Below are 25,415 nucleotides of genomic sequence, written 5' to 3'. Positions count from 1 at the left end.
GCTCTTCACACCGAGTTGTTCACGAATTTCTCGCAATGATTTTCTCTCTTCTAATCGAAGACGAACTGCTTCTCGCTTTAGTTCTTCTGTATATTTTTGAAATGATTGTCCCTTTCTTGCCATAAAAAAATCCCCTCCAGATAAAACAGTATTGAGTCCATCATATCAGATGGACTCTTTTTTTACTGTCTACCTATAGGGGATAATACCAAACACTCTCTCTTTTTTTATAGATACTTTAAAGAACCGTTGTGTAAATAAGATTTTCAATTTGCAAAGGATTAATTGAAAACAGATAAATTTAACAAAATGCACTAAAAAGACTTATGCCGTATAAAACTGACACAAGTCTTTTGAAAAATTACTTATCAGTAAATTTATTTTCAAATGTTCTATAACCATGTGTTAAATCTAATAATCCGTTTCCTTCAATTCGGCGGTCAAATCCTAATGAAACTGTACGTTTTATAAGTTGAGCATAAATTTCAGTTTCTGTTAGAGTACGTCCAAAGTCGTTTTCGCACTGTTTAATAATAAGCGCCGTAGCGCCTGCTATATGAGGGGCTGCCATAGAAGTCCCAGTAAGATTGATATGACCACCTCCAGGATAAGTTGAGAATATTTCTACTCCAGGAGCAACTAAATCGACTTCTAAATTTGTATTTGTAAAGCATGGATATTGATTTTTATGTGTGGTAGCACCTACTGAAATAACTTCAGGATAAACGGCAGGATAACCATATTCATCTCCAGCAGGATCACAATCTCCAGCAATATCAAAACGAGGATCTGGCAACCTCCCTTCATTTCCAGCAGCGCAAATAAATACAATTCCTGCGTCTACTGCTCTTTTAATAGCATCATGAAAATATAAATCATCAACTGGGCTACCAAGTGACATATTTATTACACGGATGCGATCTTTTGAATCATGTGATTTGTTCCAAGCAATACATTCATCAATTGCTTTTATTATATCTTCATTAAACGCACCAGGTGGTTCATTAGGGTCTGGATTGGGGCTAAATACTTTAAAGATGGCAAGTCTTGCTTTAGGAGCTACACCAAATATATTAGTTCCATTTCCTGCAACAGTTCCAGCTACATGAGTACCATGGCCATCAATATCAGAAAAATCGTTTGGGAGCCCATAATTGGTAGTGTTTTTTCCTAAGAGAATACGATCCTTTAGATCAGGATGGTCTTTATCACAACCTGTATCTAAAATAGCAACTACAATTCCTTCACCTTGATCACTATCATCCCAAATTTCAGGAGCTTTGATTTGTTTTACTCCTTCTGGAGTTTTTTCTTTTATGTTATCTGTAGATTCAACTGTAAAAGGTATTAATCTGTAAGTATTCATCGTAATTCCTCCTTTTTTAAACAATCCTTAATTAATGTGCTCAGTTTAGAAATTTTTATTCTAGTCAAACGTGTAACTTTAGGGGATAATTGCGTGATTTTTTAATGATAAACCGCACTACGTTAATGAAGGATAATATTTCCATGAAAAATAAATATCCTTATATATAATTTTTGTAGAAATATTATTTTTTATTTAAGTAAAGGTAGTCAAAATATTGTCATAATGTAAATTTATATATTGGCTGTTTGAAGGTAAGATGTATGGTTCAAAGAAAAAGCTTAATATTTAAAAATATGATATTAAGAATAAATGAATATTAAATAAGTTTGTTAGTGTATAAAATAATTTTTTTAGCTAATAGTAATGTAATGTGTGAAATTAAAAATATTATATGTTGGAGGTATCTTATATGTCCTGGAATGAAATATGGCAAGCTGATATGAATGAGAATGGAATAATTCCCCTTATAAAAGGAATTAGTGAAAATGAAAAAAATGAACAAACCGGATTTATTATAGTCGATTTAAACCCAATAAGTGATACTTCAGATTCGAGAGAGCCAAGTGAAACTCGTCAAGTAAATGTATTAACACAAGTAACTATTCCAAATAGTAAAAAGGAATCGTATGATTTAGTAAAAAGGTTGTTAGATAATTATAATGCAAGACGTGGAAGTTCAGATCCCTTAAGTGATACAGAAATTAATGAAATTAAGGCGTTTTTATCATTCGCTATTAAAACTAAACCAATGAAAATAGTCAGAGAAAAAGTGGAGCAGTATGAAAATATTAGTAGTGATGATGAATGGATAGATTTGCTATATAATCTATGGTTTCAAACTTATAGAAATAATAGTACGTCTGCTTTTGAACATATATTCGTTGGAGAACAAAAAAATGAAGATCTTAGCGGTCATCATTTTTGGTATCATTATTATTTGCATGATGGACCATTTGAAGTGACACAATTTGAAGATACCATTGCTTTTATTAAAACTGTAGAAGTACATGTATCAGAAGTAAGTAATAAAGCCGAAGTTATAACAATTATGTACAAATACAAAGCAAAAGATGACCATAATCCAAATGGAATAGACTTAATTAAAGAAATAGGAGGTTTCTTTGTTGGTTTAAGTGCCGAGGGATTAATTGCTTTTGGAACAATGGCATATTTTGAGTGGATTAATGATAATCGTACCAGTCTTAATAATATAGATATTAATGGCGAAACATATAAATTAAGTTTATTTACTATAAATGATAATGGAGAAACTTATTTAAGAACATTTTATCCAGAGATTATTCATTAATGAGTGAATAAGAAAGGATATAGTAAAACAAAAGGAACTTGTAGGAATCCCTACAAGTTCTTTTTTAGATAATGTACAAAGTTGAAACAAACTATCTCATAATTTGAATCGGAGCAAACACTCTAACTACGGGTTGATTTCATTATATATCAAATCTTTACATGTGAGGAGTTATAATTTGAAAATTATGTTAATTAATAAAAAAGTAATAAAATACCTATTCTTTATTCCCAAAATTTCAATCAAACATTTTATACAAAATAGTTCGAATCAATGTCTATATTATAATGAATTATAAAAAATACAGGTATAGGTAAATAAAAAATAATGTTATATTTTTACATATATATACTGATATTCAAGACTAATTAACAATAAGAAAATGAATTTCATATTATAACTAACTATAATTCTTGAATATATGTAAATGGGATTTATTATCCTTTTTACCAATATGATACATAATTTAGTTATGAAAAAATTAAACAAACGTTTGTTAAAATATTTTAGCATAGAAGAAAACGGTATTGCCAAAAGAACGCTGCAATACTGGATTCAGGACTATAAACAAAATGGATTAAAGGGTTTAATTCGAAAAACAAGAAGTGATGCCGGCAAAACACATTTACAGCCGGAAGTTGTCTTGTCGATCGAACAATTGATATTAAAATATCAAAGGAATTCATTAACTTCTATTCATCAGATGATTTGTGAGCAATGTCAGAAAAAAGGCTGTAAAAACCCAAGTTATTATCAAGTGCATAAGGTATCACAGTCCCTTTCGCCAAGCTTGAAGAAGTTAGCTCATGTTGGTCAAAAAGCATACAACAATCAATATGATTTAATTCATCGAAGAGAGGCAAGCTACCCCAATGAAATTTGGCAAGCAGACCATACCCCATTAGACATTATAGTTTTAAATGAATAAGGAAAACCAGAAAGACCTTGGCTAACAATCATTTTAGATGATTATAGCCGAGCAGTCGCTGGATATTTCTTAACTTTTGAAAATCCCTCTGCTATACATACATCTTTGGTCTTACACCAAGCAATATGGAAAAAAAGTAATCCCGATTGGCAAATATGTGGTATTCCTGAAATGTTTTATACAGACCATCGGAGTGACTTTACATCCAACCATTTAGAGCAAGTAGCAGTTGATTTAAAAATTAATCTAGTTTTTTCTACAGTTGGTGTTCCAAGAGCGCGTGGGAAAATAGAGAGATTCTTTTTAACCATTAATCAATTGTTTCTGCAAGATTTACCCGTTTATTTTGGAAATCGGACTAGCACTTCACTTCTTACCATTGAAGAATTAGATGAAAAATTATCAAATTTCATTATAAGTAACTATCACCATAAGGTTCACAGTACAACAAAAAAAGAACCGATACAGGCGTGGAATAATTCTGGATTTCTTCCCAATATGCCTGAGAGTTTGGAAAATCTTGATTTATTATTGCTAAATGTAGCGAAACCAAGGAAGGTTCATTCTGACGGGATTCACTTCAAAGGACTTAGATATATAGACACAACTCTAGCTGCATACGTTGGAGAAACAGTCATTATTCGTTATGATCCAAGAGACATTGCGGAGATTCGAGTGTTTTATCAAGATAAATACTTATGTACGGCTATTTACCATGAAATCTCCGATTATACAGTAGATTTAAAAGAAATTGTTTCAGCACGAGATAAAATACGGAGAAGTTAAAAAAAGCAACTCGATTCTAGAAAAACTGTTGTAGAAAAAATGGCCTTGTCAAAGCAAAAGGATCTAGAGAACAAAACAAATGAACCTACCAAAAAGTCAAAGTTAAAGAGGTATTTCAATGAATAAAAGTCAAAAATTTATTGAAACAAAAGAATATAAGCGATTTGTCGAGTTTTGTGATGCATGTATTAAATATAAATATATAGGCATTTGTTATGGATTACCGGGAGTAGGAAAAACGTTGTCCTCAAGGTATTATGCAATTTGGGATTCCATTGAAAAACAAATAGCTTATAAAACAGCAAATGAAATTGGCCATGATGCAGATGAAAAGATACTTGAAGCTAGGACAATTTTTTATACAGCTCCAGCTGTACGAGCCACTAAAATGACTGACGAGATTCATACTATTGAAATTAGAATGAACATGGTAAGAACTATGTATAAAGTACTTACTAAAGGAGGAGAAGAAAAATACTCCACTAACGCTTATGAAGATATCGACCTGATTATTGTTGATGAAATAGATCGCCTAAAAGTACAAAATTTAGAACAACTTAGGGATATCTACGATCGAAATGATATAGCGATGATATTAGTTGGAATACCTGGCATTGAAAAACGATTAGCTCGATACCCTCTACTCTAGAATTGGATTTGCCCATGAATTTGATAAACTTAGTAAAGATGAAACCCATCATATTTTGGAATATAAATGGGGAGAGTTAGGACTTTCTATAAAGCTTGAGGACTTTTCCGATTATGAGGCAATAACTAGCATAATAAAGATTACTGGAGGAAACTTTAGGCTCATACAGAGACTGTTCACTCAAATTGAAAGAATACTCGAAATTAATAAGCTAGAAACAATAACAACAGAACTTGTTGAAGCCGCACAAGATAGTTTAGTAATCGGAATCAAGTAAATAAAAAACGCTATCGCTTTATATGATGATAGCGTTTTAATATTTACTTATAATGCAAAATATTGCTTAAAACAAGCGCAAAATAACTCCAAAAGTGACACCCATTAGTCTATCAACTATTTTTTCACGCGTCTCGGTTGAACTCCCATCGCCAGGAAACTAAATAGATAAAATTAGAAACTGAAAATTATTTTTAAGTTTTATCTATATTTATATTCGTTGTATCCCTTTTAATTTTTAAGACTGATCTGTATGAAATTCTAATGGTAAATATAAAACATCTAAATCTGGATGCTTGATACCAAGCGCATAACGTGTAATATTGTTTACATTAGTTGGGCTGATAATATCACGAATAATCCATCCTTTAAATGGAGGAATTTCTGGATTAGTCCAATAAAAATAAGGATATATAGAATCACAATGTCCAAAATCTGCATGTAGGTTCGCAGCTTGTATTTCTAATTTTATACCTCCCCCCGTTATTTCATAATCTTTCTGTTCTAAATATACATCATATCGATTGGTTTCATTACTAGTTGAAACAAGGCGTAAAAATTTCTCGTTATTTTTAGATTTAAGCCCAATAGCAAATGCTTTCAGTTGCCAAGAAGGAAATTGTTCTGCATCGCATTCATTACTAATTGTCACAGACCACGTTTTTTCATCTTTTGGATAAGATGAGCGTAAGCCTGACATATTACAGACGCTTTGAATAACATCTTCTGGGATTTGCGGGTAAAAAGCTGCGCCACCACAAGTTAGTGAATAATCCTCTGAAACTTGTACATCAACAGATTTTTGGTTGGATACGGATTGTTCAAATATTTTAACATCCCATTGATCTTCGGGATCATGAATTGTAATGAGACTTAACCAAAAATGACCATTGCCTTGAATATTTTTAGGGATTTCTACAATCCATTCCCTTGCTGATTTTGGATAAACATATTTTTTCCCTAGTAAATTGTCAGAATTATACCAGCCTGCTCCAATAATTTTAAATTGTTCAGGAACTTGAAATACTTTTTGATATCCATTAGTTATCGTGAAAACCTCCTCATATACAAAGTGTTTCATTACAAGTTGTGGTGGTTTAGTGGCTGGAAGCTGGTTGGTCGTCTCTCCTTTATCGGTTGTTAAAGTAATTAAGAGCGGCTCATGCCCAGTTCGTTTAATAATAATATTTTTGGGATAGGATATAGAATCTCCAACTGAAAAATTATTATATGTACCACCTAACACTTTAAAATCAAGGACTTTTGGATATGGATCATTTGCACCAAAAGGAACATACCACGTTTTAAAAATTAAAGTATGTTCATCATACTCAGTAAGACTGGATTTTAATCCTGGTTGGAATTCTTCAATAGGCGGTGGACCTGGCAATTGAACGGGTGGCTGTGGCACTGGTGGTTGTGAAGAAGAGAGCTTCATACAATCAATCCAGGCTTTTACTATTAACGGATTGACTGTATGACTCGTTGTATTGTAATAACTATCACTTTCAAAATCCTTAATTGTCCCTTGGCTTAAAAAACTCTGGAATTGTTTAAATTCATCTTCCGAGTAGTTTCCATCTAAATCAAATTCAAATGGGGTTGGAATATCTTCAATAACGATTGGTATATTGAATGACAGTCCCCCACCTTTCATTTCTTTTACTTGATTATAAGTTAAGTTTAACAACCATTGTTTTAGCTTACTTTTAAAAGAGTTCCTATTTGTAAGATCGTGATCATCGAAAATTCCATTCTGCAATATATCTCTGCATTCATCCATTATTATTTGCACCTCTTTAAATGTATTTTAAGTTATGTGAAAATTATTATTCCATGTTTACAGGAAGATAATTCAATAGAGAAAGAAATATTTAGTAAAGTAAACGAAAGGGTTCTGGTGCAAAGTTTTCTAAATGGCCTCACCATATCCAAAAAGAAAATTATACGTTGAGACACAATTTGGACATATTTCGAGGCGTTGGTGTACGTTAAGGCTATTTTTTAGCTAAATAAGGACTATTTGGCACTGGAAAATCAATATTTTCAACAGCTTATTCCCAACCCTATTGAGAAGAAATCTGTTCCGTACCACTAAGTAGTTATCTTTCCAGAAAAAGAACCTGTTCTCAATGGAAAACAGGTTCTTTTTTATTCAAAAACGATAGAGTATTCTACAACAATATTGGTTCTTTAATTAATGGTAAATACTTTATGCTCATAGCATAATTTAATAACAAATTGATATACTCTTGATTTGGCTCTAAACAATGTACATTCTTCAAATATCCTTGCGTGTATAAACAAGATGGTATAGCTACTGATAGCTCTTCTACAGATTCTAATAAAGGCATTATGAGCTCTAAAGCTTTCTGTTCATCAGTAGTTAAATTCGTATTAAAAAACTTCTCTATATATTTTTCTTGTTTCATTAACAGGATATCGTATCCAAAAGCTTGTAAACTATTAATAAATTGTTCCCATTTTGGCTGAATTGGATTACAAATATGCATGGTTTTATTTACTGTATTGGCCTTATAAGATAATTCAGTAATAGCTAAACTTCCATAGTCTACAGGCGTTAAATCTACATACGTATTGACGTCAGGAGCTATGCTAGATAGGCATATCCCTTTTAATAATCTATAAAATGCGTTTTCATTAATATTGTATTGAAATTTACCTGTTTTAGAGTTACCCACTAAATTCCCCACACGGTATATTGTGGCACGAACTCCTTTTTCCATTGCTTCTCTGACCATTTTCTCGCCTTGAAACTTACTTTCTAGGTACAGATTATCTAAATTTTGCCCTCTATCAAAATCAGACTCAAAGAATTCAAATTCTTTTGGATCGCTTTCAGCCTGACCTACTACACTTAAAGTCGATATATAATGAAAACGCACATTTGTGTGCTTAGCTAATTCCAATAAGTATTTTGTAGACTCAACATTTACCTTTTGAAAATGCTCACGTTCTCCATAGTGTCTAACTTCTCCACCACAATGTATGATTGACTCTACCCTATTCTTTAAATGGTCCAATTGCTTTGAATCTAGACCTAGATTCATCAAAGATAAATCTCCTTCAATTAATTCTACTCTCTCCTTCAACTTTTGGAGGATTTCTTTACCGAAATAAAACTCCATTCTTTCTTTTAACTTTGCACCAATTACTTGACCCTCACTTTTTCTTACTAAACAGTAAATAGTCGTAGATGGTAACTGTAATAACCGTTCTAAAATATGTGCTCCTAAATATCCTGTTGCCCCTGTAAGGAAAACTGCCTTTGGATAATTCACCATATCTAACTCACATTCTTCTAATTTAGTTGTTTCATAAACAGGAGTCGTTTTCGTTTCATTTTCCCTACATGCTACATTCATATTTTTCTCTTTCTTGAACGACATATCTTCCATCTCTTCAATATGAGAGGCTAATTTTTCTATGGTTCTATACTTAAAGAAATCTTGAATTTTCAAGTTAGGATATAACGGTTTTAATTTGACTAATGCCGGCATAACTTTTAAAGAATGTCCACCCAAATTAAAGAAATCATCTTTTAAACCTATAGATTTTACATTTAGAACTTCAGACCATACCTTTGCAATGTTTTTTTGTACTTTAGTTTGAGGCTTAAGTATACACTCATCCTTTTGCTCATGATCAAACTCTATTTCTGGTAGTTTTTCAAAATCAATTTTCCCATTCGCCGTTATTGGTATTTCTAGCACATGAGAGTAATATTTAGGGATCATATATTCTGGCAATACATTTGATAAATGTAAAGCTAACTTATTTTTCTCTATCCCTATACCGTCCACTGTTTTATAATAAGCTTGCAGTAACATTCCATCTTTCGTTTGTGTTACCACAGCCTGACTTATCCCTTCAAGTTGTAACATTGCATCTTCTATTTCCCCTAACTCAATTCTGTGCCCTCTAATTTTAACCTGCTTATCTTTTCTTCCCATAAATTCTATATTTCCATTTGGTAACCATCTTGCTAAATCACCAGTTCGGTATAATCTTTTACTATTGTCTTCTGAAAATGGGTTTGAAATAAATGCCTGTTTTGTTTTCTCTTCCTGCTTCCAATACCCTTGGGCCAATCCTAAACTTTCAATATATAATTCACCCATGCCCCCTACCGGACAATGTTGCATATATGAATTCAATATATGAACCTTTGTATTAGAAATAGGAATACCAATTGGTATACTTCCTAAAAGATTATTGTCGCCTTCTAAAACTGGTATGAAATAATACATTGCTGAAACGGTTGCTTCAGTAGGCCCATACTCATTTACCAGCTGTACTTGGTTTTTAAAAGTATTTTGCCAACTTCTAATAGCATTTGTTGATGCAGCTTCCCCTCCCATTATTATAAATCTTAAAGAACGTATCTTTTCGCAATCCAGTTTCGTTAATGAAGTCGATAATTCATTGAAAAATACTGTTGGTAAGTCAGAAATAGTTGCTTGTGTTTCTTGAATGGCTTGAGCATATGCGACAGTTGAATAGCGCTGTTCATCACTTAATACATATAGTTCCGCCCCATTTAACAAGGTAGAAAAAATTTCTGATACTGAAGAATCAAAACTATGGGAATAAAACTGTGTTACTTTATCATTTGAAGAAATCTGAAATACTTCATTTCTCCATTCAACTAAATTTAATACTCCTTTATGTGTTAATAATGTACCTTTTGGTTTACCTGTTGATCCTGAAGTATAAATTACATATGCCAAATCATCTGGTTTATTTAAAATTTTCACATCATCATTTATAGTCGTACGATATATATCCTCTATTATTGAAACCTTATAATTACTTACATTCAAATGACTTTTGTATTTGTTACTCGTTATAATTCTACATGCCTCACTGTCACGAACTATATAATTTATTCTATCCTCAGGGTATTTTACATCGATTGGTATATAGGCAGCACCGGCTTTTAATATTCCAAGCATAGAAACGATACTATTCATACTTCTATCTAAAAATATGGCTACCTTATCTCCTCTTTTTATACCTTTTTCGAGTAAATGTTGAGCTACTTGATTAGAGCTCATATTTAATTGTCTATATGTTAAAGATTCCGTTTCAGTCGCTATAGCAATCCGATCAGGTTGTCTATCTACTTGCATATAGAATTGCTCTTGTATATTTTGAAAATAAGGATAGGGTCTTTCTGTATGATTTACCTTTTTATAAAGAGATTCTTCTTCCCGTGATAGAAATGAAAGATCCTCATATGCTACTGTTCGTTGATGAATAAATGCCTCCAGTATAGTAAGTAAATTTTGAGTAAACCTATTAATGGACTCTTCCTTGAAAAGATTAATATCATACTCAAATGAAACCCCTACATAATCCAATCCTTCTTCAACAGCTAAAGAAATGTCAAACTTACTAATATCTTGTTTATTAGGTAACAACTGAAGCTTGTATGCATCATGTTGCTGCAGAATATCTTTCTGATAACTAAACATAGTAGAAAAGATCGGGTTATTTCCAAAGCTTCTATCAGGATTTATTTGTTCAATTACTTTATCAAATGGGTAAGATTGGTTTTGGAAAGAATTCAAACATTTTTCTCTCACTACTTGTAATAGCTGTGTTAAATTTTTCACATCATTTAACTGTGTTCTAATTGCTAGGGTATTTACAAAGAATCCTTGTATTTGTTCAAATTCTTGATGATTCCTTCCAACAACCGGTGTACCTACAATAATATCTTTTTGATCCGTTAGATAATGTAACAATTGAATATACGCTGCTAAAAACAGCATATACATAGAAACATTCTCTTGTTCACATACTTGTTTCAAAGACTCTTTCATTTCATTATCTAACTTCATTTCAAATACTGTACCTTTATTTGTACTTTGACGATTCCTACTAAAATCTAAAGGAAGATTTAATATAGGAAGAGGTGCTGCAAGTTCGGCCATCCAATAAGATTTTTCCGTATCCCATCGACCTAAATTTAACTGCTCCTGTTCCCACTCAGCATAATCTACATATCGATTAGAGATAGTTGGCAACTCAGGATTTCTACGTTTTGCAAAGGCACTATATACCTTCATTAATTCATCTAATAAATTCCTTACACTCCACTCATCTGTAATAATGTGATGTAAATTGATATATAAATAAGACTTTTTCTTATCCAGATTAAAAATTCTAATCCTAAAAAGAGGGCCATTTTCTAAATCAAATGGTGTATGATCCGTTTGATTTATTGTTGTACGTATATATTCTTGTTGTTCTTTTTTAGACATGTGTTCAATCTCATCGTGAATTAGGTCAATCGCTATTGAGTTTAAAATGACTTGTCTAGGCTCTCCATTTCTTTCAATAAACACTGACCGTAGCATCTCGTGTCGTTCAACTAAAAATCTTATGGTGTCTTGTAGAATATTCTTATTTAAACTCGGCTCAATATATATGTGTAGTGGTGTATCATATACTCTATTAATGGCGTTATACTTATTTAAAAACCAAATTCTTTTTTGAGCACTTGATAACTGATAACTTTCCTTATCTGCGACTTTTAATACTTGCATCTCCTGTTCTTCCCTATCATGATTTACTGCCATTAATTTATCGATGTAAGCAGATAGACTAGCAATCGTTGTATGCTCAAAAATATCTCTAATTTCAATTTTTAGATGAAACTCTTTTTGAATTTGATTTAACACTTGCACAGCAATTAATGAATGTCCCCCAAGTTTAAAAAAGTCATCATCTCTGCCGATTCTATATTTCCCTAAATTTAAAATCTCTGCCCATGTTTTTGCCAATCTTTTTTCTGTTTCACTTATCGGTGGAACATATTGCTTCTGCATGTTTTCAAGTAAAAATGGGATTTGTAATTCTAATTTTTTTCTATCTAGTTTCCCGCTTGGCGATACAGGAAAACTTTCAAGGTGAAATATATAATTTGGCATCATAAAATCTGGTAAACTTTCACTTAAGAATGTTTTTAATGCCTCTTGTTTTAGTTCTGTATTGTCTTTAGATAAATAAAAACTAACGATTTTGTCGTTTTGATAAGTGAATACTACAGCATCTCTCACTTCTGGATGTTTAAATAATGTTCCTTCAATTTCATCCAGCTCAATTCGATACCCACGTATTTTTACTTGATTATCTTTCCTTCCGATAAATTCTAAATTTCCATTCGGTAAAAGGCGTACTAAATCTCCAGTACGATACATCTTTTTATTGTAATTATAGGATTTATCGAAAGAAATAAACGCCTCTTTTGTTTTTTCCTTTTGATTTAAATATCCGTTGGCAACTCCATCACCGCCAATAAATAACTCACCTACTACACCTGACGGACATAATGCATTGAACGGACTAACCACGAAAACTTCACTATTAGCAATTGGTTTACCGATTGGGATATTAGAAATTTCTTTTTGTATCTCACGATTTACTTCATACATGGTTGCACATACAGTAGTTTCAGTAGGACCATATGCATTAAGAACTGGAATCTTTAACCCTAATTTACTTTGCCATTTACGAACTGATTCAGCAGGTAAAGTTTCCCCTCCTACAAATACACGTTTTACAGAATTTAATTTAAGTAACATTTCTTTTGGCATATCAGCTATTAATTTAAAAAACGCAGTTGGTAAAACCACATTTGTAATACCATTCTTTTCAATTACATTTATAAATTCCTCTGCTGAACGTTTTTCGATTTCAGAAATTAAATGCATTATCCCTCCACATAGCAAAATCGGAAATATTTCCATAATGGAGGCGTCAAAAATGATCGTTGCAAATTGTAAAGATACATCTTCTTTGCCTAAATGAAATGTATTGATTAATGAATATGATAAATTAACTACGCCTTTATGTGGTACAACGACTCCTTTTGGCAAACCTGTTGAACCTGACGTGTAGATAATATAAGCTGCATCTTCTATGGTATGTGTAGGCGTAATATTTTCTATGGAATTAGCGTAATGAAAATCTTCTAGATAAATTGTATGAATTGCAAAACTTTCAACCAATCCCCTGTATTCTTTCTTCGTAATAATCATTTGACTTTCGCTATCTTTTAAGATGTATTCTATTCTTTTTTCAGGAAACTTTGGATCGATTGGTACATAAACTCCACCTGATTTTAGGATACCTAGAATCCATACAATGGTATCAATCTCTCTTTCCATAGTAATACTTACACGTTGTCCCTTTTTTATATCATTTTCACATAAATAATTCGCAATTTGATTTGACCTTTGCTGTAATTCATAATAGGTAATGGATTTATCCCCCATTGAAATCGCTATTTGATTTGGTGATTTTAATGATTGTAGATCGATTAATTGATCTAGTGTTTTTGAATGAGGATATGTAAGAGCATTTGAGTTCATTTCTTTGTATAGACGATGATCTTTCTCTACAAGTAAATCCAATGAATGGATAGGTTCGTTCACATTCTTCATTAGTTTTTGTAACAAATATATATATCTTTCGACTAAATCACTAATACTCTCTGGTTTATATAATGCTGAGTTAAAGTCAACCTCAATTTTATTCTCTGTTTCCCCTTCATATCGCATTATTCTCCAAGTCATATTAAAAGGATTTACTCTTTTACAATCTGTTAAAACTGTTGACTCAATATCAGGAATTTTTAATTCCGGTATCTTCATCGTATTAAATGCTGTGGAATATACCATATTATGATTTGTATTTGTATTTAGATTTAAATCTTTTACTATATGTGAGTATGGATTATGTTTATACGTAATAGCTAGATGAATAGATTTATTCACTTTATTAAGTATTCCCTTAAATGTTTCTCCCTTTTCTATTGTTATACGTATAGGTACTGTATTAACAAAATAGCCAAAAGTATTTCGTTCTTCTGTATGTGGTCTAGTATTAATTGGAATACCAACAATTATCTCTTTAGCATTTGTCATTTGATGAAGCAAGGTACAATAAGTACTTAACATTACTCGATAAATACTTATATTATTTTTTTTAGCAAAACATTGTATTTGATAAAATAAATCCGAATTAATATTCTTACTTATATTTTTATCTGTATATCTTTTTTCATTCATTTTATTAAAATCAATAGGAAACTCTGTAGGAGTTAATTCACCTTGTAAATAATCTTTCCAATACGATGATCCATCTTTATATATTGCACTATCAATAAAACCCTCCTCATACTCTACGAGGTTCTGATAAGGAGATTCAAATTCTACATTCGTCTTCCCTTGAAGTAATTCACCATACGTATTGGATAATTGTCGGATGAAAACTCCTAAACTCCATCCATCGTAAATAATGTGATGAAACATTAAATGTAAAACAAATGTATCTTCACTGAATTTAATAATGTGGAATTTAAACAAAGGCCCCTCTTCTAAACTAAATTTCTCATTCACTATAGATTCTAAGAAATTTTTTAAAATAGATTTTTGTTCTGTGTTTTTAAAAGCAGTTAAATCTTTAATTGGTATATCAAATTCTACATTCTTTTGAATTAATTGCTTTATTTTTTCATCCCTCTTCTTAAATATTGTACGTAGCGCCGGATGTGATTGCACTATCGTAGTAAGCGTTTTCTTTAAAACCTCTATTTGAAGATTTCCTTTTAACTTTATTATAATCGGTTCATTGTTCATTCCTTTTTCTATTTCCATTTGATGAGCTATCCATAATGCTTCTTGGCCTACTGTTACATCCAATTCTTCTACAATTTCATATTTCTTTTGTATTTCTTTCATATGAATTTCTCCTTTTATAAATATTTAAAAACGGATAATATTTACAGTTACAACTATATGTACACATTCTGCAATTTGTAAATCTATATTTTCCGACTAAATTCAACATTTATTTCGCTTATTGCATAGTTATTAAAATTATGAATAAAACTCATATTTATACTGTATCAATTCATACTTTTATTCAATTTAAGCATAAAAAACCATTTCACTAATAATTCTAATTTCTTTTTATACAGCAATCTTACATATTTTATTAAAGGAAATAGTCTAATTTATACTCCGAAAATAAATTCAAGAATATTCCAACTGGTCACTATATATACTTCTTATAACATAAGCTGCAAAGGAGGAGTCCGTACATAATGGAATATAGATTATTAGGTAACACGGGGTTAATAGTTTCAGAAATAGGATTCGGTTCTTGGGCAATTGGTGGAGATGAATGGGGAGCAGTAAAAGATAATGAATCACTTGATGCAATTGAAAAAGCAATTGACCTAGGGGTCAATTTTATTGACACTGCTGATGTTTATGGATTAGGTCATAGTGAAACGCTAGTTGCAAAAACCATAAATAATCGTAGGCAGGATATAATTCTTTCTACAAAAGGTGGATTAATTGGTCATCATTATGACCCAAATCAACCAGCCGTTTATGGAGATCCTCAAAAGATCATTGATGCGTTTGAGGCTAGTTTACTACGGCTTAAAACGGATTATATAGATGTGTACTTTTGTCATATTTGGTGGGATAAACCGGAAGAAACTGAAGCCTTTCTACAAGCTTTCCAAACCTTAAAAAAATCTGGCAAAGTGAGAGCTGTTGGCGTTTCTACTAATGATTTAGATTATATAAAACATTTTAATCAGAATAATGATTTAGATGTCGTACAATTCGATTATAGTATTTTGAATAAAGAACCTGAAAAAGACATCCTTCCTTATATTGAAAAACATAATTTAGGTGCTGTGATAAGAGGTCCACTTAAGATGGGAATTTTAACTGGGAAATTTAATCATGAAACTCAATTTCCAGACGATGATTTAAGAAAAGATTGGCCAAAAGAAAAGTGGTTTAAAGATAGCTTAAATACAGTAGAGAAATTACGTTCACTTGTACGTTCAAATCGAAGTTTAGCGCAAGTTGCTTTACGTTATGTTTTAAGTCACCCAGCCGTTTCAGTTGCTATTCCTGGTGCAAAAAATTCTACCCAGGTTGAAGAAAACTCTTCACACTTAACTCGTCCATTATTATTAGACAATGAAATTGAATTCATTAAAAAACTTTGATCGAATAATTATTATTCCATAAAAAAATTATGCTGATTTTTCTACCAAATCCATACTACTACTTCTTCCCAACTAGAACATATCTTTAGCACTTCCACCCTATTTTTTATCTTTCCCCAACAATTTCTACAGTTTATAAGGTAGTTGAACCCTTTTATTCAACTACCTTATAATACGTTTTACATTATATTAAAATATCTACTACATTAGTTAAATACATGCTAGGGCATCATGCAAACCAAATAAACAATTAATTCAGAAATATTTTTAGAAACTTCATTATCTCACAATTAATTTTTTTGAAATAAATCAAAAAATTTTTCTTTACTTTAAATTCTATAATTCATATAATCTTCTATGGAATTACATTTTTTTCTAAATAGCTCCTCATTTCTAAGTATTCAAAAGGGCAATTACAAATTATTACACCCTTATGTTTAACCAAGTAAAATAAAAATCCAGTTTTTCACAAGGAGAAGTGACTGCATGCAAGATATTTTAAAATTATTTCCGAGCGTTGACGGAAATGAAGAAAAACAACAACTTTTATTAGAATCTATGCAGAAAATAATTAAAAATCTTGACCGATTAAAAAATGAAGAGCGAGCTACTTTAGGTAAATGTGAGGAAAAATCAGAAGGATACTACAATGGCTTAATTCACCAAAGTCATATTCCACTAGCTGGCATCACTATGTCTGAGGTTATAGAAGAGCTAAACCAATTTATGAATGGCCATCCTTATCCAAATAAATACTACTTATCGAACGCCGTACCACTACCAAGTATTCCGTCATTATTGGGTCAACTAACCATGGCTCTTTTAAATGGTAATGGTGTTTGGGATGTCTATGGCCCAGGGGCAGCAGAAGCAGAAGTAAAAGTTGTATCCATGCTTTCAAAACTGATTGGTTATAATCCGCATAATAGCGGCGGTTATACAACATGGGGTGGACAAGGTTGTGTATTTTCGAGCTTACGCTTAGCAATTTCTAAACAATTCCCATTAGCAAAAGAATATGGTGCTCCACAAAATGTATATTGCTTTGCTTCTGAAAATGCACACTATAGTTTATTAAAATCAGCTGAAGCAACTGGCATTGGATCAAATCACTTAATTAAAGTGAAAACGGATCCTTATTCAAATTCTATGGATATAGATGATTTAGAGGCAAAGATGATACAAGTTATTAATAATGGTGGTATTCCCCTTTATATTCTAGCTACTATGGGGTCAACAGATACTTTTACCATTGATGATATAAAAAAAATTAAAGAGAGCGCTGAAGCAATACAAAAAAAATATAAATTAAAACCTATTTATATCCATGCGGATTCTGCAATGGGTGGATTCTATAGTTTCTTTAATAATTATAATTTCGAAGAAAATCCACTTTCATTTGAACCTAACTTAAAAAATGCTTTACTATACGTACAAGATAAAATGCAATACATGGCACTTGCTGATAGTGTATGTTTTGATTTTCATAAATTAGGACAAACACCTTATGCTTCAAGTATTTTAATCGTAAAAAATCATACTGATTTACAACTGATGGACATTGAACAAGATGATACACCTTATCTTGGTAATAGATCATATGGGAGTTATCATACAGGATATACTTTAGAATGTTCACGAGCTGGTAGTGCTATTCCGATGTATATCAATCTATTAGCCTTTGGAATTGAAGGATATCAAAAACTACTAGCAAATTATATTCGTGTAAATCTATTATTTAGAGAGAAGTTGCGCAAGGCCCTCCCTCAAGTCGCAATCACAAATGATTTTACATATGGACCAATTACAACTTTTCGTTTCTATATGAATGGAGATGGCCAAGAAAATTGGGAAAAAGAACGAATAGGCCTTGCAACAAAGGAAGAAATTGAGGATACAAACCGATTAAATATAGAACTATTTAATTACCTAGGAAAAAATCGCGATCAAGTATTTTTTGGTGATACAACTCGTTCTTGTGTAGTAGATGTAATAAACAGTTATGATAGAAATCCGATTTCTACATTAAAATTCTTTTCTATCTCTCCATATACAACTGTTGAATGTATAGATGAGATCGTAGAATTTCTTTATGAACATATTTCGATTGCTACTAAACAGATTCATTCATATGTTTCATAACCATATTTGTTAGCGCTTTAATAGTTAAACTTAACTAAATGAAATAAAATTTTTAATCCTTTTAATTACTATTCACTATATCAGGAAAGAGGAAAAACATATGAATATAGAGCTACTTGATACACACCACGTGAAAGATGCAGCACATTTACTTGCACATTCTTTTGTGAATAATGAACCTCTTGTAAGCAGTTTACAAATTCCTTTTGCTCCTTTTCACAAAATGTGCGAAGAAATGATGAAACAAGCTGTATCTCAAGCTATGTCATTTGTAGCAATAGAAAATTTTCAAATTGTTGGAGTTCTTTTAACAAAAAAAGTAACCCAGCCACTAATAGATACAGAGAAAGCGATTGAACTATGCCCGCAAATGGAACCTATTTTTCAACTTTTAGATACATTAGAGACAGAATCTATTGAGTTTTCTCATTTAGATAAAGAAAAATTGGTTTATCTAGATATGGGCGCTTGTCATCCAGATTGGATGGGAAGTGGTATAGTCACTACCCTTCTTTCACATGCCATTCAAGAAATAAGTAAAAGAGATTATGATTTTATTGCTGCTTGTACAAATAAAATTTCTCAAAAAATCCTAAAAAAACTGTGTACGACCTATGAAATGAATGAAATAGTGTATAGTAATTTTCTTTATAAGGAAGCATACCCATTTGCTAATACAACAACTTCCTTAACAGCTCAATTACTATATATACCTCAATCTCAATTCGTCATTAAAGTCATATAAACTTGTAAAGAAAACTAGCTGTACTTTTGTGCAGCTGCTTTTTTATATAGAGTAAATAAGTAGTAGATATTCAAGTTAACATAAGTGACACCTTTCACACTTTAACTTCTTCGAATTCAATAGCTACTTTCTCAGCATACCTTATTTCTTTGCTTAACCTACCTAGAGATCCCCATCTATTTATTTCAACATGTTTCATCATGCTTTAATTTCATATGCTCCATTATTTCATCTATACAAGTAACTTAGACACTTCTCTCCATTTAATGACTAATCTTTTACTTTTTAAGTAACGATTGATACACATCTTCTCACTCTTAAATACTTTAAAATTTATTACCTAATAACCACTTAACAATTCCAGTAATTCTTACATTTCTCTTTCATTTTGTTTATCTATTCATTCATCCTCCATATCCTATATCTACCTAATCTTCCTCAAAGAATCCAATGTAAAATTTATGATAAAGGGAAACAACCGTATCATATGTAGATTATTTAAGAAAAAAGAGTGAGAATTACTGGATTCCCCTTTCTTTTCATCTTTTTTAGAAGCTCTGTAAAGTCTAATTCTATTACATTCCTGTTAGGTAACAGTTGGAGCATCACCTGTAAGTGTTGCAATATAAAGTTTAATGCTTATTAACATTCAAGAAATACTGAGGATTGCCCCCTCTACTTATATTAATTTCCTACTCTCCGATATTCCATTTATACAAATAACTAGTATCCTTCTCTTTATTTAATGACTAATCGTTTATTTTGATATGTAATAATTTATACACGGGCCCTTCTTAAATACTAAAAAACATATTATTTAATAACTCCTTAATATTTCCTATAGTTCTTTCCATTACATTCTCTGTAATTTTGTTTATCTATCCATTCCCTCCGTCGATCAAATCTCCCTCAAGGAATCCAATTTAAAATTCATTTTACAAGTAAACACCCGTTCCATAAGTAGATTATTTAAGGGAAAGGAGTCAGACTTACTGGATTCCCTTTTCTTCTCATCCTTTTTTGAAGCTCTTTTAAGTCTAATTCTATTGTATTCCAGCTAAATAACATTCCCACAAACAAATAACATGTTATATAACTATATAAAAACTCTAGCAAATCATTAAAGGAATCTCCTTTCCCCTATCGAATTATTGTAGAGGAAAGGAGAGGAATACATGGAAATTCTAGGATTAGATCCTCGCGCATTAGCGACTTTAGGTGCACTTGAATACACCAATCGTCGCAATAAATTAATCGAAGACTCGGAGAATAACATATACGAGTGTAAAGAAATAAAAGAAATACTTCAATCCCTCCCTAAAGAGAAGCAGATTGAGGTTCTGGAGAATCAAGCTCATTTTGAAGCAGTGGCAAAGATGATTGAACAAAACAATTTAATTCTTTTAGAACAGATGAAAGCTCTACAGCTAATTCAGAAATAACAAACTTATGATTAATTAATTCTACATAAGCTTCCATAAATAATGTATCTTTATTTATACCATCAGCCTCTGTTTTTACAGGGGCTTTTATTATACGTTGATTCATATGCTGGATTTGAATAGTTTCTTTTACATGTATGAATAGTTTCTTTCACATGTATGAATAGGTCTTCTAATAAATCTAGTATAGACTCTAATTCTTGCTTTTTAATTCTCTCTATTACTGCACTTATAAATTCCCAAAGTGCTTTTGCCCCTATTTATATCTTCTGAGTAGCACTAGTTAAGTTAATAACCTTGTTTTGATGTAATAGGAAGTAAGCCCTTTAATCTCTAGCTTTACTAATTTCATTGCGCATGGACTTACTACTATTCCGTTCCCTCATGAGGTGGCCTGTGTAATATCTCATCCGTGTGTTAAAATTATTATCCTGTAATGGGCGAACCATTACCCCAACGAAGGTTGAATCTATTTCAGATTGTACTTCCCATTCAAGGCATGTGCGGTATCTTTTTTTAAAGAGTATTAATCTCTATCCATCTTTTATTAAGAGCAAGTGTATGTTATGCTCTCCAGTCCTAAGAAGCCTAGGCCGATGATATATACGTTCAAAAACTGAAACTAAAACGGTTTCCCTGGATGTGAGTGTGTTACTCTCATTACTCCCTGACCTGTATTATATACATAGAATGTCCAGTACTTATTTGAGTCTCTTAAATCATTGAACCAACGGGCAGATGTAACACCCGCGGGAACCCACTGATGAATAATGGTCGGTTCGTTTTCCCTCAGCCCGCGATCAACCCAAGAACCTTCACCAGGAGCTAACCCTGAAGTTGCTGGCTTTTGTCCTCCCCTAAAAAACAGCTCAAGTATATTGAAATCTCCCTGCTGATTTCCCGGATGTACACTAAAACTAAGAGCACCACCTCCTCGGACAACTAGTGGATAGCTTTGTCTAATGGAAGTTTCCTCCCCCACATATTGCTCAGGTTTTTGCGCATCTTGATAACCAGCTTGATAGCCGTCTTGATAACCAGCCTGGTATAAATCTGGATTAGGACCAGTTGTACGATTCGCTATACCATCGTCATAAGTATAAGGTGGATAATACGGGTAATACGGATAATACACAGACAATCACTCCTCAATTTAAATGTATTTTTCTCGGTATTATATTTTTCTGTCTATGTGTTAGATGATTGTCTATACAAAATTGGGGGATTGCCTAACAAAAAACTATCTCCTATATCAGAGGATTAAACATACACAAGATGTAATAACCCTATTTTATCTATGATGATTTTTTAAAGTGCTCTATCCCTTTACTTAATTAAACTTAAACCGGTAACTTCCATAAGAATATTTCGTAATATACCTTTACTATCTATAATCAAATTATAGATAGTAAAGGTAATACATTATCTTTCACGATATAACATAAAGATAATAATTGTTTCGAAGTATTTTGATTAAATTCCATAATTACAAATATTAAGAATATGTAATTTCCTCCTGTTTTAATTAGGTAATTTACGTGTTGCCCATTTACGCTTAGCGTTTCTCTTTCCTTTTCAATTAAGATAATTGGGCATTTTAATTTGCCCTAAGCATCGAATTTCCAACTTAAAATGTATACTAAAATAAACACTACATACCATCTTTCATTTCATAGAAAGATACAAAGTCGCATGAGCTATCACACCCGCGCACACTTTCCAATAAAATTAACGATTATACTAATCAAACCGTGTGAAATGTCCTTCCCGCTCATTTCCCATGTAAATATGCAAAAAAAAGCACATGTTTAGGCTGCACGTGCTTTTATCATTCTATTTAAAGTTGATATCGTGATTTTTCGTCTTGTCTTGCTGAAATTGTTTTTGTTGACTTCTAATTGTCGCTAGAAAAATTCTGCTTTTCTATAAATTTAATAACGCTCATTTCTTGTATATTTTTTATTACCGCTCTTCAATAAACAACGACATCAAACTACTTACGAAAATTACTGTCTTATTTCTATAAGACGGCAGTGACTGGCAATATATAATCCATTGTAAAAATATCAAATCCATTCCCCCATACGATTTTCCCTATTATTATGTTTTAGCCTATACACAAATTAAATTAATGAATATATAGGTTAATGTATTAAATAAATTTACAAAAAGAAAGAGGTTAGATTTATGTATCAGAATCTATATCCATATAACTATTATAATAATTCAAATGAATTTCGTGCATTTGAGGTTGGAAATTTTTATGACACGCAAAAAGATTTAAAAATAGAAATGACCCCTACTGGTCAAACACCTTTTCTATTTGTAATTCCTGCTGGAACACGTTTATTTGTACACAGAATTGACAATGAAGCAGGTCATGAGATGATTACTGCAATATTCTCTTTTAAAGATAATGGAATGTGTACAATTAAATCTCTTAGAATGCCAACTGATATGCTTAACACCACCGGTGCAAGGAGATTATAAATCTATAATACAACCACCAAGATAGGATAAGAAAAAAGAGTATTCATATCATGGTTTTTTATAAAAGGATTATTACTTTTTACATTCACAGCAATAATTGTAATATACACCATTCTCTATCTGAATTTACTCATTTATAAAAAGGGGTGGAACTTTTAGATACCTAACCTCTTTTTTATATAACACTCGATATTCACCATTAGCGTTTTTGACTTCTTTAGACACAAACAAATAATCACTACTCTTCAACTAACCTATAACCGATAGATTAAGTACATTTTTTCATCATAACTATCACCAGTTTAGTATATATTTCTAAATCATCTACTTTTACATTTTTGTTTCAGATATTTTTTAAATGCTTTATTTAAACCAAAAAAGTACTCACGTATTAAGTGAGTACTTAAACAATATTCTTTTTTCTTTTTCTAATTGCTCTGTAAAGAGTAACTTTTGATACATTTGTCATTTCTTCTATTTTTTTGAGATAATTTGCAGCGTTATCTTTTAAAGACTCATGAATTGATGTTTTTTAAAAATTCATTTTCTAATTCTACTATCTTTTTTTTACGAGCTTTTATTTTTCTTACAGGCACCCCAGCATACATATACCAATCATCTAAACTTTCTTTTACCATACTCATCGCACCAACTGCCGCTCCTTCTCCTATTACTACATTTGGAAAGATAATAGAATGGGCACCAACAATGGCATGCTTTTTTAAAATAACTTTTCCAGCTTTCACATTTTTATATTGATGTGGAATAGTCGGTCCCATTAATGTATTTCCGCTAAAATCATCAATTGCTGCATATACAATTGTTTTTGATGAAATATTTGCAAAATCATGCATTTCAATCCCTATTTCTCCTCCATATAAAGCTGTATATGCCGCTATATGCGAATAACTTCCAATTGTAATTTTGCCACTTAAAATGCAAAAATCATCGATTCTTACATTATTTCCAACAGATATAGCACCTGGATTATATATACTGTTTTTTTTACTTATTAATACATTTTCCCCGACAGATAGAAAGCCAATTTCGCTCAACTCTTCTTGACTATAAAAACTATTCATCTGTGGACACCACCTTCTGCATTAAACACATTATAATTTTCTCCACGATTTCTTTCGTCATCCCTTCCCATAAAGGTAGACTAATTATTCGTTTTGATATTTTATTTGTATTTGTTAAATCTGTAGACTTGTAGTTTTTAAAGAAATCTTGTTGGTGACAAGATGGTGAAAAATATGATCTAGCTTCTATCTTTTGCTTTTTCAACACTTCTATTACCTGCATATTGTTAATTTTTTCTGGACAGAGAATAGGCATAAATTGATGAATAACTGCTTCTGTCTTTTGAACTTGCCAGCCTTTTTTTATTAATCCCGTACTTTGTAATAACTGTTTATACCATTCAGAGATACGAGTTCGTTCTTGCATTTTTTGATTCCATTTATTTATCGTTGTAATCCCAATAGCGGCTGCATATTCAGTCATTTTACAGTTAAACCCCATCATCGTACATTCACGATTATGATCAAATCCAAAATTACCCATTCTTTTAATTTGATTTATCTCTTCCTCATTATGGCTATATATCATGCCACCTTCACCAATTCCGAAAGGCTTTGTTGCATGAAAGCTATATACAGTCATACCACTAAAATTCTGACCGTAATGTATACCCTCATGCATTAATCCAAACCCTGGTGCCGCATCTACAACAACCGGAACGCCCTTTTTCTCTAATTCTTCATAGTCTTTCAAGTCCATCCATGATCCGAATGTTGCATATGGAACAACAACTGCAACCTCTTCTTTTAATTCATCAATCTTATCCAAAAGTACCGTTTTATCCATACACCAATCATCTAATGAAATATCAATAAAATAAGGCTCCAAGCCACACCAAATAGCTGCCAATGGAGTAGCAGGGAATGTAAAACTAGGCATAAGAGCATACTTTCCTTTTTTTCTTTTCTTACATTGAATTGCCGCCATTAACCCTAGTGTTGCGTTTGCTACTGTTGTAACTGCTCCCCTGTTCTGAAAAAATTCCGACATAATTGTTTCTTCAAAACGTTGATTTATAGGTCCATAATTTGTATATATGTGGGATATATCAATTTGCTCTAATTTATCTAAGTACTCGTTTGCAGGTACAATTGACGCACGTAAAAAAGGAATATTCTCCATATGCATCTA

14 protein-coding genes and 2 pseudogenes are annotated in these 25,415 nt (G+C 31.7%); 9 read left to right on the top strand and 7 right to left on the bottom strand.

Annotated elements, in window-relative coordinates:
- A pseudogene (locus ACTFO4_RS25535) lies at positions 1-123 on the bottom strand (IS3-like element ISBth8 family transposase); the annotation flags it as partial.
- Between the two features lie 238 nt (positions 124-361).
- Entirely contained in the window at positions 362-1,366 is a 1,005-nt protein-coding gene (locus ACTFO4_RS25530; RefSeq protein WP_438906299.1) for a S8 family peptidase, read from the bottom strand.
- A gap of 412 nt (positions 1,367-1,778) precedes the next feature.
- Between ACTFO4_RS25530 and ACTFO4_RS25525 the strand changes: the two genes are divergently transcribed.
- From ACTFO4_RS25525 to ACTFO4_RS25510, 4 genes and pseudogenes are all read left to right on the top strand, one after another.
- Positions 1,779-2,678, top strand: coding sequence for a hypothetical protein (locus tag ACTFO4_RS25525; RefSeq protein ID WP_438906300.1), 900 nt, complete (start codon positions 1,779-1,781; stop codon positions 2,676-2,678).
- A gap of 427 nt (positions 2,679-3,105) precedes the next feature.
- Positions 3,106-3,606 (top strand): helix-turn-helix domain-containing protein, encoded by a 501-nt coding sequence (locus tag ACTFO4_RS25520; protein ID WP_438906301.1) that lies wholly within the window; start codon positions 3,106-3,108, stop codon positions 3,604-3,606.
- 171 nt (positions 3,607-3,777) lie between these two features.
- Positions 3,778-4,392 carry a Mu transposase C-terminal domain-containing protein gene (locus ACTFO4_RS25515; protein ID WP_438906302.1) on the top strand — a complete coding sequence of 205 codons (615 nt, stop codon included), beginning with the start codon at positions 3,778-3,780 and terminating at the stop codon, positions 4,390-4,392.
- A gap of 118 nt (positions 4,393-4,510) precedes the next feature.
- Positions 4,511-5,318 (top strand): annotated as a pseudogene (locus ACTFO4_RS25510) (AAA family ATPase).
- A 237-nt stretch (positions 5,319-5,555) separates the two neighbouring features.
- On the opposite strand, the gene ACTFO4_RS25505 reads toward ACTFO4_RS25510, so the two are convergent.
- Together ACTFO4_RS25505 and ACTFO4_RS25500 are read right to left on the bottom strand one after the other, a co-directional pair.
- Positions 5,556-7,100, bottom strand: coding sequence for a hypothetical protein (locus tag ACTFO4_RS25505; protein ID WP_438906303.1), 1,545 nt, complete (start codon positions 7,098-7,100; stop codon positions 5,556-5,558).
- Positions 7,101-7,491: 391 nt separating this feature from the next.
- Complete coding sequence (locus ACTFO4_RS25500; RefSeq protein WP_440014527.1) at positions 7,492-15,090, bottom strand: amino acid adenylation domain-containing protein; 7,599 nt, start codon at positions 15,088-15,090, stop codon at positions 7,492-7,494.
- A gap of 365 nt (positions 15,091-15,455) precedes the next feature.
- On the opposite strand from ACTFO4_RS25500, the gene ACTFO4_RS25495 reads away from it, so the two are divergent.
- From ACTFO4_RS25495 to ACTFO4_RS25480, 4 genes are all read left to right on the top strand, one after another.
- Complete coding sequence (locus ACTFO4_RS25495) at positions 15,456-16,382, top strand: aldo/keto reductase (RefSeq protein WP_089607900.1); 927 nt, start codon at positions 15,456-15,458, stop codon at positions 16,380-16,382.
- A 486-nt stretch (positions 16,383-16,868) separates the two neighbouring features.
- Positions 16,869-18,524, top strand: a complete 1,656-nt coding sequence (locus ACTFO4_RS25490) for a pyridoxal phosphate-dependent decarboxylase family protein (RefSeq protein WP_440014528.1) — start codon at positions 16,869-16,871, stop codon at positions 18,522-18,524.
- A 100-nt stretch (positions 18,525-18,624) separates the two neighbouring features.
- Positions 18,625-19,269, top strand: a complete 645-nt coding sequence (locus tag ACTFO4_RS25485; RefSeq protein ID WP_440014529.1) for a hypothetical protein — start codon at positions 18,625-18,627, stop codon at positions 19,267-19,269.
- Between the two features lie 1,175 nt (positions 19,270-20,444).
- Entirely contained in the window at positions 20,445-20,711 is a 267-nt protein-coding gene (locus tag ACTFO4_RS25480; RefSeq protein WP_000404243.1) for a hypothetical protein, read from the top strand.
- A gap of 622 nt (positions 20,712-21,333) precedes the next feature.
- Here the strand turns inward: ACTFO4_RS25480 and ACTFO4_RS25475 are convergent.
- Positions 21,334-21,846 (bottom strand): hypothetical protein, encoded by a 513-nt coding sequence (locus ACTFO4_RS25475; protein WP_440014530.1) that lies wholly within the window; start codon positions 21,844-21,846, stop codon positions 21,334-21,336.
- A gap of 1,052 nt (positions 21,847-22,898) precedes the next feature.
- On the opposite strand from ACTFO4_RS25475, the gene ACTFO4_RS25470 reads away from it, so the two are divergent.
- Positions 22,899-23,201, top strand: coding sequence for a hypothetical protein (locus ACTFO4_RS25470; protein WP_119684359.1), 303 nt, complete (start codon positions 22,899-22,901; stop codon positions 23,199-23,201).
- Positions 23,202-23,716: 515 nt separating this feature from the next.
- On the opposite strand, the gene ACTFO4_RS25465 is transcribed toward ACTFO4_RS25470, so the two are convergent.
- Together ACTFO4_RS25465 and ACTFO4_RS25460 are read right to left on the bottom strand one after the other, a co-directional pair.
- On the bottom strand, positions 23,717-24,283 hold the full coding sequence (locus ACTFO4_RS25465) for an acyltransferase (protein ID WP_440014531.1): 567 nt from the start codon (positions 24,281-24,283) through the stop codon (positions 23,717-23,719).
- Positions 24,276-25,406 carry an aminotransferase class I/II-fold pyridoxal phosphate-dependent enzyme gene (locus ACTFO4_RS25460; RefSeq protein ID WP_440014532.1) on the bottom strand — a complete coding sequence of 377 codons (1,131 nt, stop codon included), beginning with the start codon at positions 25,404-25,406 and terminating at the stop codon, positions 24,276-24,278. Before ACTFO4_RS25460 ends, ACTFO4_RS25465 begins: the two co-directional genes overlap by 8 nt.
- Between the last annotated feature and the right edge of the window lie 9 nt (positions 25,407-25,415).

It is taken from the genome of Bacillus cereus group sp. MYBKT14-1 (assembly GCF_051915185.1).
GTDB classification, from domain to species: Bacteria; Bacillota; Bacilli; order Bacillales; family Bacillaceae_G; genus Bacillus_A; species Bacillus_A cereus.
Note: the sequence above shows the minus strand (reverse complement) of the source record. Positions and strands in the feature narration are given on the sequence as shown.